Source organism: Chryseobacterium shigense, from assembly GCF_014207845.1.
Classification (GTDB): domain Bacteria; phylum Bacteroidota; class Bacteroidia; order Flavobacteriales; family Weeksellaceae; genus Chryseobacterium; species Chryseobacterium shigense_A.
In genome coordinates, this window is sequence record NZ_JACHLC010000001.1 from 1,561,461 (window position 1) to 1,573,462 (window position 12,002).

Genomic DNA, 12,002 nt, shown 5'->3' on the forward strand with positions numbered 1-12,002 from the left:
TGTACCCATGTAACATATACTAATGATATTTACATGAACACGATACTACTTTTACTTTTTAATCTGCTTTTTAACCTCTTTAGCTTCTGCCACAATCTCAGGGAAATCTTTATAGTTTTCAATGATCTGGTCGCAGGTATAACTTGCCTGGTAATTATCTTTCAGTCCGACATAGTTTTTAGCCATCAGCACAAGGGCTTTTGCTCCCCAGTAATCTTCTGAAGCGTAATTATTCGCCAGTTTAAAGATCGTTTCATTCGAAGATTTGAATGCTTTTCCTTTATTCTGATAGTATGCTTTTGCATATAATGCCTCAGCGGCCACTGAAGTATTGGATGATTTTTCCAGAGAAGTATAGGCAGACTGTGCGTCTTTATCTTTCCCTGAATTCATCAGGCTTCTTGCTTTAATTACTTTCGCCGTTTCAATAACTGCTGCGGAGTTCTTTGAATTTGCGATCACTGCATCTGCAAGCTTTTCTGCCTGTGAGAAATTTTTCTCATTGGCGTACATCTTCATCAACTCTACATTTGCATAATTCTTAATGTTGATATCAGATGAATTTTTGATATTTTCAAGATACTTTTTAGCTTCTGCCGTATTACCCTGCGCAATAAAAATCTGTGCAAGACGGGTCTGTGCATCATCCTGATAGTCATTCTGTACTGAGGCTACCTCCTGCAATACAAGAAGTGCTTTCGTTGTATTATTGGTCTGGTAATAACTTTCTCCCAGCTCGTACTTAGCCTGATAAAGGCCTTCTCCGGTAGGATTCTGCGTTAAATATTTTTCGTAGTAAGAAATGGCATTTTTGTAGTCTTTCTTCGTGAAATACTGTTTTCCTGTGGAAAGATTGATTTCGTCAATTTCAGAGGCAGCCACATTCACTCCTATACCTTTGGCAAAGCTTTCGTATCCGGAAACGTCTCCGTTCTTTGTGAAAATAGGTTTTGCCGCCTGAACGATCTTTTCAGCATAAGCCGTATTTTTGTACTGCTCTCCTAAGGATCTCAGTTCGGAAAGTGCTTTATCGTTCTGGTTCTGGTCAATATAATTCTGAGCCCTGTAAATGGATGCATTGGCAACAAGATCTCTATCCGAAGATGTTTTAATCACTTTGGCAAAAGCATCATTTGAATTCGCAAAATCATCCTGAGCAGCATATGCGGTTCCCATTTCGTACTGGGCATCATCATAATACTCGGAATCAGGGTATTTGGATAATAGGTTTTTCAGATTATTGATTTTTGCCTGTGTATCTCCTTTAAAGCCTAAAGCCATTGCTTTCTGGTATAAAGTATAATCTGTGGCATCTTCATTCTTATCATAGATCGCAATGGCCTCATTCAGGTCATTGTTGGCATAATGAATATCTGCCAGACGAAGTTCTGCATCGTTCTTAAATTCAGGCTTCGGATTGTTCAGGTACTGCTTGAAGTAAGTCTGTGCCTGATCGAATTTTTTAGATTTGAAATAAGCATAGCCCAGATCATAAGGCAGCTGCTGTTTTTCCGGAAAACTTTCATTAAGCAGTTTTTCATAGCGGACGATGGCAGATGGATAATTCCCTTTCTGGTAATACACCTGACCCAGCCAATATAGTGCCCTGTTATAAAATTCTTTATTGATATTGAATCCTAAACTTCTCAGTAAGTACGTTTCGGCTTCATCATAATTTCCTTTGTTGAATTCTTCTGTTCCCAGCAAATAAGAAACCTCCTGATCTATCTTATTGATCTCGGGAGTGGAACTCTGAAGCCTGTCAATGGCGTTCAGGGTTTCTTTATAGTTTCCGGAATACAGATAAGATTTCACAAGAAGAGACCTCATTTCCGGCGCATTGATATCATTCGGATTGCTGTTGATATAGCTCTGAATGACTGCAGAAGGACTTTCAAACGGATTCCCGATATCATAACTCAGTTTTGCATACTGTTCGTGAGCTAATTTTTTAACTTTGGCATCATAATCCATCTGGTAGGCAGAACGGAATGCGGAAAGGGCTTCCTGCTTTTTATCTACCGCCAGATAGGCATTTCCCAACTGATAATAAGCATTCTGAGCCAGCGCTGAATTGCTGTTGATAAGCTGGCTGTAATAGGAAACAGCTTCGTCATATTTTTTCAGCTGAGCGGCTACAAATCCCATTTCATAAAGGTCATTTTCAGAAGGATTCTGCTGTACATTCAGGTAATCTTTCAGATGAGGATACGCTGAAGTATAGTCATTTTTCATAAAATAACTTTCCCCTATGATCTTATGAACCTCCGCTTTATAGGCATCTGAAATATCTTCGTTCAGAAGTGCAGTTCCTTCGGTGATTGCCTGATCGTAGTTCTTATCGTTATAGTACATCTGAACGTAGTAAGGGCGCACCAGCTTGGAGAATTTAGGCTTCTCTTTCACAGAGTCAAAATACTGGAAAGCCTTATCGCTCTGCCTGTTTGAATAGTAAAGGTGGCCCAGCATGTAGGCAATGTCTCCTTTCTGGGATTCATCGGCTGTTTTATAGGCTTCTTCCAGGGCATCTGTAGCCCCTTTGGTGTCACCCATCATGAATTTGGCATACCCTAGTTTCAGAATATACTGTGTATTTTCTTCTTTAGAAAGTTGGTACTGATTTACTTTTTTAAGTGTTTCCAAGGCTTTTCCGAAGTCTTTTTTAGCCAGATAATAATCTGCTAACGGAAGATTGGCCTGGGCAAAATAAGCAGAATTCGGATACTCCTTCATAAAGGCGGTTAACCCTTCCTCTGCATGGTTTTTCTGAAGAATCACCCCGATCACATTATCAAAAAACTGTGCTGCTTCTTTTCTCGATTTAGACAAATTCTGGTTATAGAAATACTGTCTTGCATATTCGAACTGGGAAGCATTGTATATTTTAGTCTGATAAAGATTTTCTGCGAGATTGAACCTGTAATTTTCTTTCTGTGTAAAGTACTGTGACTGTTGCGCTCCGGAAATTCCGAAATAAAGCACTGCAGCTGAGAGAAGGATTTTTTTCGAATTCATTCTTTTTTGAATAAAAAAATTAGTCTATATAAGTTAACGAAAATATTAAAAACTTATTGTTTAAGCAAGTTTTAAAAGGTTTTAATACCTAAAAACATCAATTGAATACATTTCACTATCTGATGATAAAAAATGATTACTTTAGTGTCATAAAACTTGAATAGGTATTAATATAGAATCATCAAAACAATATTTTGATTCAATCCTCATTCTACAGCAGCTAAAAACATACCATTACATGAAAATTAGAATACTTTTAGCATTAATTTTTGCTAACCTGATGCAGGCCCAGAAGTTTTACTTTCCCAAAACAGCAGTAACAGACTCTGCCGTTCTGGAAAAACAAATGCCGTTACTGGCTTCAAAATTAATGGCGCAACCTCAAGTGCTGAAGCTAAAAAAGACAAACAGAATTGCTTTTTCGGATAATATGTTCCGCCTGCAAATGGTAGCTAAAGACTATAAAAACTCTATTGCCACCCTATCTGATTTCCGCAGCCAGTTTGCTGATCATAATATGGCAGGAAACAAATTCATTGCCTATGAGTTTTACAGCCTGGCTAAAATAGACGAGGAAAAAGAGAAAATTCCTTTTCACAATGCTCTTCAAAAGACATTCAACAAAAAATACGAAAGCCTTTCGGATAAACTGATTACCAAGCTCGGGATTGCTGTGGACGGTGATGTCCGCAACACCCGGAAAATTATGAATGAAGCCCTCAGCAAACAAAAAGATAAGGACAGTATAGATTATGGCTCCGCTTTGGCTTTATGTAATAGTTACCTGAATTACAAGATTTATTCCAGTCTGAAACCTCAGATTGTACAATTGGTAGAAGCAAAGGATCAGGAAAAATTCATTATTGAAACAAAGGATATTAAAACAAAAAACAGGAATACATTAACGATTACCATTGTCAGAAAAAAAGAAAACACCTCTCCTCTTCCGGTTATTCTTACCAATAATATCTATGCGGGATCCTTTGATCCTTATTTCGGGAAACGGGCGGCTGTGTACAATTATGTAGGTGCTGTAGTGAATACCAGAGGAAAAAGGAACAGTAATGATGAGAACAATCCTTTCGAGCATGAATCGCAGGATCTTTATGATGTAACCGACTGGGTGAGCAAGCAGCCCTGGAGTAACGGTAAAGTCGGGATGATTGGCGGAAGTTATTTAGGTTTCAGCCAGTGGGCCGCTGTAAAAAAACTGCATCCGGCCTTAAAGACCATTGTTCCGCAGGTTGCTGTAGGAATCGGGATAGATTACCCTGCTCAAAATAATATTTTCATGAGCTATATGCTGCAATGGATCAATTATGTCACCAACAATAAACTGACTGATGAAGCTGATTTTAATAATTTCACAAAATGGGATTCTATTAATACAAAATGGTATAAAAGCGGAAAATCATTCAGGGCCCTGGATACGATAAGCGGCAAGCCGAACAAGATATTCCAGAGATGGCTGGATCATCCCGGATATGATGAATACTGGCAAAAAATGGTTCCTTATAAAGGAGATTTCGCCAACATCAACATCCCTATTTTAACTACTACGGGATATTATGATGACGACCAGATCGGGGCACTATCCTATTTTAAAACGCATCATGAATATAATAAAAATGCCAACCACTATTTAGTAATGGGACCTTATGACCATGGTGGCGCGCAAAGCTTTGGATTTACTTTCGTTAATGGCAGACCGATAGATCCTGCCGCCAGGATAAGTATTGATGATCTTGCTTTTTCATGGTTTGATTATATATTGAAAGATGGCAAAAAACCGGCACTTTTAAAAGATAAAATCAATTTCCAGGTGATGAATACCAACTCGTGGAAGCATGTTCCTGATTTTGAAAAAATGCATACTTCAACGGTAAAGTTTTATCTTCAGGATCATAAAAATGCATCATCAGTTTTTAATCGGCCAACAGATAAAAGCTTTGTAACACAAACTGTTGATTTTAAAAACCGCGATCAGAAGGAGATCTATCATAAAGTAAGCAAAACAGACAGTATAAAAATTACCAATTCCGTTTATTTTGAAAGTGAAGTTTTAGATAAAGATCTTATTATCAGCGGAAATCCGGCAGGAAGTTTTAAAGTTTCTATCAATAAAAAGGATTTCGATACGGACACTTACCTGTACCAGATACAGCCGGATGGAAAACCTTTCCTGCTTTCAACTCATATTGTGAGAGCGAGTTATGCCAAAGATAATGCTGTACGCCAGCTCCTTGAACCGGGTAAAATAGAGCAAATCCCTATTAAAAATTCAATATTAATCAGTAAAAAAATAGAAAAAGGAAGCAAACTGGTTCTTTTGGTTGGAGTCAATAAAAATCCCAACTGGCAGATCAATTACGGAACAGGAAAAGATGTAAGTGATGAAACCATAAAAGATGCAGATAAACCGCTGGAAATAAAATGGTATAACGACAGCTATGTGGAAATACCTATTTATCAAGAATAATAGCTTTTAAACTATCCTGATTTAATATTTTTAACTAAAATTACGATGACAGATAACATCAATATAAAAAATCATTACATTTGCTTTTTTTCAAACTCAAATAAATATTGAATGAATCAACTTTTTAGAAGGAAAAACTATTCGGAAACAGATACATCTACCAGCCTTCTAAGGGTTCTAGGTGTTTGGGATATTGTTTTTTTTGGTATTGCGGCCATTATCGGAGCAGGAAGTTTCAGCAGTTTAGGTGAAGCGGTTTTCAGAGGTGGTCCCGGAGTTATTCTGTTATATTTAATTTGTGGTTTTGCCTGTGGTTTTACGGCATTGTGCTATGCTGAATTTGCCAGCAGAATTCCTACAGCAGGATCTGCCTATACTTATGCTTACGCCAGTTTCGGAGAGCTTATCGCATGGGTAATCGGATGGGCGCTCATCATGGAATATTCTTTCGGGAATATCTATGTAGCCTTTTCCTGGTCCGACTATTTCACAAGCTTTTTAGGACGTCTGGGCATGCATATTCCCGATTATCTTACCTGTAGCTATACAGAGGCAAGAAAGGCTTTTCAATTAGGCTCTGAAAACAAAGAATTATTAAATGCCTGGAAAACAGCACCAATGATTGGCAGTTTAAAGTTTATTGTGGATGTTCCTGCATTGGTTATCAACGGGCTTATTACGTGGCTGTGCTATGTTGGGGTAAAAGAGAGTAAAAATTTCAATAATTCTTTGGTTATTTTAAAGCTTGCCGTGATTGTTTTGGTAATTCTGGTAGGTTTTGCATATATCAATACAGATAACTGGGCTCCGGTTAATCCTGAAACTCAGGTAGCTTCATTCATGCCCAACGGCTTTGCAGGAGTAATGAGTGCCGTTTCCGGGGTTTTCTTTGCTTATATAGGCTTTGATGCCCTGAGTGTACTTTCCGAAGAAACAAAAGATCCGCAGAAAACTCTTCCAAAGGGAATGATTATATCTCTTGTATTGTGTACTTTCATCTACATCGCCCTAACCCTCGTTCTTACCGGAATGGTAGATTACAGAAAGTTTGACGGTGTGGGAGATCCGCTTTCATTTATTTTTGAGAAATCGAATGCCAATGTAGCCTGGATGGAGCTTGTGGTTTCCTTCGTTGCTATTGTTGCTATCACTACCGTATTATTGGTTTTCCAGATGGGCCAGCCGAGAATATGGTATGCTATGAGCCGTGACGGACTTATGCCTCAAAGATTTCAAAAGGTACATCCAAAGTATAAAACTCCTTCCTACGCTACCGTTATAACAGGTATTGCAGTAGGAGTCCCTATCCTGTTTACGGATAAAACTTTCATTCTTGACTTTACAAGCATCGGAACCATTTTCGCATTTGTATTGGTTTGTGCAGGGGTTTTAATGCTTCCTGCAAAGGAAAAGATTAAAGGCAGATTCCACCTTCCTTATATTAACGGCAAGATTATATTCCCGGTTATTTTTATTGGCGGATTAATCGCTTTCTACATATGGCAGCCGGAATTCTTCACCAGTTTAACGGATTGGAATGATCCCAAAGAAGGTGAATTCAGAGCCTCTATCTTTGTTTTCATCCTGATTAACCTGGTTCTGTGCGTTTTTGCATTTATCAAGAATTTCTCGTTAATTCCTTTAATCGGTTTAAGTTCTTGCCTGTATCTCCTTACAGGAATGAGTCATGAAAACTGGTTTTGGTTTGGGCTGTGGTTTGCCCTTGGACTGATCATTTACTTCTGCTATGGCTACAGACACAGTAAGCTTAGAAAGGAAAATTAAAATAATTAATCAAAAAATATAAAAAGGCGAAAAGGCAGATAAGCAGTTTCGCCTTTTTGCTTTTTATCTTTCAGCTTTCTCATCAAATCGGCAGAATTATTGCATATATCTCAACAGAAACTATAAACTAATATTTGCCATGTCAGAAAGAATAAAAACTTACAGGGAATTTTATCAGTTCTATCTTACCGAGCACAGTAAAATGGGAACAAGGATCTTTCACTTCATTGGTACTCTCCTGGTGTTTGTTGTGATCTGGTATGTTATAAGTTCAGGGAAAGAACGGTTTCTATGGTATATTCCTATTTTCGGGTATGGGTTTGCATGGTTCAGTCATGCCGTTATTGAGAAGAATAAACCGGCAACTTTTAAATATCCGCTGTGGTCATTAATTTCAGATTTCAAACTGTTTTTTGAGCTTTTAATCGGCAAACAGCAGTTCAGAGGAATTGCTGCACCGCCAAAGGAAACGGAGAATAGTGATAGCTTACATTAATCTCTTTTTCTTTTTTCAACCACAAAAGTCACAAAAGTTTTTTTTAGTTTAATGCTTTGTGTTTTAGAAGCACACTTAAGTTTTAAAAAATCAAAGATTTTTCTGGATAATTTTTGGATAATTGTGTGAGAAAGATTTTAGAAAAAGTTTAGGGTTTCGGCGGCCTTTGGCCGCCGAAATCCTAAACTAAAAATATTAAACTTAATTTTGAATAAAATTCATAAAATACTGATTATCAAAATTATTTAAATTTCTTCTTAAAGTTAAATTTAAGCATATTCATTAGTCCGGGTTCAATGATATCAATCCCCAAACCGAAGTTACTGTCTGCTACTTTATGATGATCTTCCCGGAATTTTTCAAACTGATCCTGAGGAATTTCAAGGTTCACCAGAGGATGATATTCAATGAAAACTGCAGCGCCATTTTTAGTGATTTTTTTACGGCTTTTATATTCAAAATAAGGATTATTAATGGTGCTTTCCTGTACCGTATATTTCTCTTCGGTATCGATCTTCTGATCTGTATTCAAACTGATCTCGTATTTTTCACTGTCGAAATTATGCCAGAAAGGGAGGTCTTTATGTATAAAATCCCTTGCACTGGCTTTAACAACATTCCGGTCAAAATACATTAAGAAACGGTTTTTCTGAGGATCTGTATAGTATGGATTTTCAACTATGGCGCTATAATGAATCTTGAATTCGTTCAGTTTTTTATCATCGCTTACAATGTCAATGGCAGCGTCTTTGAAAATATTTCTGATGTCTGTTCCGTTCCTGTCGTTGGAATAATTAAGTCCATAAAACAGGAAATTGTTCCAGCTGTCTATGATTTCTCTTTTATTGGTACTTTTAAAATACCTTCTCATGGCATTGGCGCGGTTGCCTTTATATGTTGTGGCCAATTTCAGTTGTCCTGTTGTATTCCGGGCATTAAACTCAATTTTTTCATCAATGCAGTAATACGGAAATTTGTGTGATTTTCTTTCCTGCAGCACCTGATCCGGTTTTACTTCCAGATAATGCATGAAATAGATAAACCCGCGGTTTTCTATCAGTCCGAATTCATCACGGACCGTAGCATCAACAAAATATTCCTGACCTTTATAATTGATCTTTACCACTACATGATTAAAACTAAGCAGCGAAGGAAGGTAATATTTAATATAATAATCGGTATGAAAATTAACGAGAACTACCGAAGAATCAACTCCGATATAATCTAAAATAACTTTCAGGAGAGCGCATTTTGCCTTGCAGTCGCCCTGCTTGTTCTCATAAGTTACTGAAGGCTCCTGCGGTTTGTGCCCGTTCATCTCATCCGCATTGAATATATAGTAGATATGATTCTGTACATATTCTATAGCAAACTGCAGCTTTTCATCCTGACCGTTTATGGCATCCAGCTTTTCAACGAGATTGGGAGCAAAATCTTTCAGGGAATATTTACTGAAAATTTCACCATAAATAGGTGCAATATAATTAGAAAGATCTTTCCAGTTGCTGTCCGTTGCAAAATCTATAAAAGGAAAAACCTCGCGGCCTGCATCTACGGGATTGATGTAGTTCTCCTCTTCTATAACAAATCTCTCTCCTTTTTTCAGGTAATGGGTCTCGAGTTCCAGAACATTCCCTTTTTCATCCCGGAAAAATGTTTTTTTGTAAGCAATATTCTGATCTCTGTCATTGATAAAAGTAAACTTAAAACTTCCGTATGCCCAGTAATTATCCGGGCTTACCCATACATATTTTGAAAATTCCTTTCTCAGGAAATCACGCTCTGCGAAAGCCTTACATCTGGAATCTTCCAGGATCAGCACATCATAAAGCCTAAGGTCTTTGATGGTAATATTGATCTTTTTATTACTGCTTAAAATACCACCGCTGCTCTGGTTTTCACTGTCCAGCACTTTTATTTTGGTGTCCGGGATTTTATCAATCAGCACTCCATCTCTCAAAACACTGATCCTGTGAATGCTGTATACTTCATTTTCTTCTACAATAACATCAGACACGGAAGCTCTTTCCAGATTTCCGGGCTCATTCAGGGTGTAAGCCATACAGACATACTCACTGTTTTCGGTATTGCTGGTGTAATATTTTTTATCAAGAAAATAGCAGTAATCTCTTCCTTCATCAATCTGTTTTCCGGAAAATCCGGTGTCTTTTATTTTATCGACAAGTTCCTGATCACTGATGTTTCCGGCCCATATTTCAGGTTTCTGAATTTTGTAATTTTCAATTTGAATCGGGTTATCCATATTATATTTTAGTATTTGTGTTCTTTGGTTATATTTTTAGAAGTGTTCAAATTAAATAATTAAAAACTAAAAAACAATAGAAGAACTGCGTCAAAAACTTCGGCATAGTAATTGCGACCTAAGGGGTAAAATAAAGTTTATGAAAATTATCGCAACCATTCTAAAAAGCGCTGTTCCTGCAGTAGCACTATTCGCAATGACGCAATGTACCACTACGGCAAATGCTGCCGGAGCAGATGAAAAAACATTCATCGTAGGACCTGAAACTGCAGACTGTACAGGAGTAGCACCCATGAAATGTCTGCAGGTAAAAGAAAAAGCTTCAGAAAACTGGACGAATTTCTATACAAACATTGAAGGATTCACCTATGAGCCTGGATATGAATATGTTTTGAAAGTAAAAACCGAAAAAATAGCCAATCCTCCGGCTGACGGGTCTTCTATAAAATATACACTGGTAAAACAGGTTTCCAAAACCAAGAAATAATACAAAACTCCCGGAATTTCCGGGAGTTTTTATTTATAAATATTTTTAACGGTTTAAAATAACAGATATTCAGTTTAAACCGTCATTCCGATATCAATACCTTTTATTTTTCTGTACAGATCGGTCGCAAAATTATCCGTCATACCTGAAACAAAATCTATCACACCCAGAACTTTCTGATAGTCCGTTCCCTCTTCATAAACGAACTGTTTTGGAAGCAGCTTCAATGCTTTTTTATCATAGGATTTTCTAGTATCTTCAGGTTTCAGGATAGATGGAATAAAATGGTCAAGAAGCTCATACATTACATTGTATCCTGCATTTTCAATTTCTACGACTGCTTTGTGATTGTAAATTTTTTCAATGGAGAAGGATTCAATATCCTGTAAAGCACGGTTCTCAGATTTGTAGATATCAAGAAGTCCGCTATCCAGATTTCCATGAAGAATAGTTTCGAAATTGTTTTTATAAATCTCAAGGGACTTATTGATCAGGGCGTTGATTGCTTTTGCACGCAGATAGGAAATCTGTTCGTTTTCATTGGAAATAGAACCTAGTTTTTTCTCGATTCTTTTAATATCGTCTGTCTCTGATTTTATCAGTTCGAAAAATAAATTTTTACAGTCTGCTGTAGATACAATCCCCAATCTGTGGGCATCTTCCATATCAATTATGTTATAACAGATATCATCTGCCGCTTCTACAAGCCATACAAATGGATGCCTCTTAAAAATATAAGGCTCTTCATTCTCCAGGATTAAATTGGTTGCTTTGGCTATTTCCAGGAAAATATCTTTCTCGTTCTGGAAAAAACCGAATTTCTTCCTGTGGATGATACCCTTTTTCTTCGCAACCGCTTCACAAGGATATTTTGCAATACTTGCCAAGGTTGAAAACGTAAGCTGTATTCCTCCTTCATCTTTTCCCTGCTGACGTTGTACCAGAACCCTTATAGCATTGGCATTTCCTTCAAAATTAACAAGATCCGCCCATTCTTTTTCATTAAATTTCAGTTTGAGATCTTTTTCATTTCTCTCAAAATAACTCGCAATGGCATCTTCTCCCGAGTGTCCGAAAGCCGGATTCCCTACATCATGGCACAAGCATGCCGCTGCAATAACGTTCCCTAAATTATGAAGATAAAAGTTTTTAGAATCTTCCGTAAGGTCATTTTTATACGTTTCAAAGATAAATTCGCCGATAATACTTCCTAAACTTCGCCCTACAGACGAAACTTCCAATGAGTGCGTCAGCCTGTTGTGTACGAAAACACTTCCGGGAAGAGGAAAAACCTGGGTCTTGTTCTGCAGTCTTCTGAATGCTGAAGAGAAGATAATTCTGTCGAAATCCCTCTGAAAATCAGTTCTTGAAGCTTTGGTATGCGGATTATTCCCTGTACGCTGATTCGTGAAAATCTGGTTTAAATTCATCATTTTTCAAAATTACTCCAAATTTTATTTTTACGGAATAGTATTTG

At 37.3% G+C, this 12,002-nt stretch carries 7 protein-coding genes; 4 read left to right on the forward strand and 3 right to left on the reverse strand.

Translation table 11 applies throughout. The features are described from left to right. Positions 1 to 51: 51 nt before the first annotated feature. The gene (locus HNP36_RS07175) at positions 52 to 3,015 is read right to left on the reverse strand and encodes a tetratricopeptide repeat protein (protein ID WP_184158999.1); all 2,964 of its coding nucleotides are present in this window, start codon (positions 3,013 to 3,015) and stop codon (positions 52 to 54) included. A gap of 238 nt (positions 3,016 to 3,253) precedes the next feature. Here HNP36_RS07175 and HNP36_RS07180 point away from each other — a divergent pair, with 238 nt between their 5' ends. From HNP36_RS07180 to HNP36_RS07190, 3 genes are all read left to right on the forward strand, one after another. Beyond that, entirely contained in the window at positions 3,254 to 5,494 is a 2,241-nt protein-coding gene (locus HNP36_RS07180; RefSeq protein WP_184158997.1) for a CocE/NonD family hydrolase, read from the forward strand. 111 nt (positions 5,495 to 5,605) lie between these two features. Continuing rightward, positions 5,606 to 7,279 carry an APC family permease gene (locus tag HNP36_RS07185; protein ID WP_184158995.1) on the forward strand — a complete coding sequence of 558 codons (1,674 nt, stop codon included), beginning with the start codon at positions 5,606 to 5,608 and terminating at the stop codon, positions 7,277 to 7,279. Positions 7,280 to 7,418: 139 nt separating this feature from the next. Further along, a complete protein-coding gene (locus HNP36_RS07190; protein ID WP_184158993.1) occupies positions 7,419 to 7,775 on the forward strand; it encodes a DUF962 domain-containing protein in 357 nt (118 codons plus the stop codon). 241 nt (positions 7,776 to 8,016) lie between these two features. Here HNP36_RS07190 and HNP36_RS07195 read toward each other — a convergent pair whose 3' ends face one another. Then, positions 8,017 to 10,038, reverse strand: a complete 2,022-nt coding sequence (locus HNP36_RS07195; RefSeq protein WP_184158991.1) for a hypothetical protein — start codon at positions 10,036 to 10,038, stop codon at positions 8,017 to 8,019. A 139-nt stretch (positions 10,039 to 10,177) separates the two neighbouring features. Here HNP36_RS07195 and HNP36_RS07200 point away from each other — a divergent pair, with 139 nt between their 5' ends. Further along, complete coding sequence (locus tag HNP36_RS07200) at positions 10,178 to 10,525, forward strand: DUF4377 domain-containing protein (RefSeq protein WP_184158989.1); 348 nt, start codon at positions 10,178 to 10,180, stop codon at positions 10,523 to 10,525. A gap of 74 nt (positions 10,526 to 10,599) precedes the next feature. Here HNP36_RS07200 and dgt read toward each other — a convergent pair whose 3' ends face one another. After that, positions 10,600 to 11,955, reverse strand: coding sequence for a dGTP triphosphohydrolase (gene dgt, locus HNP36_RS07205; protein WP_184162195.1), 1,356 nt, complete (start codon positions 11,953 to 11,955; stop codon positions 10,600 to 10,602). Positions 11,956 to 12,002: the final 47 nt, after the last annotated feature.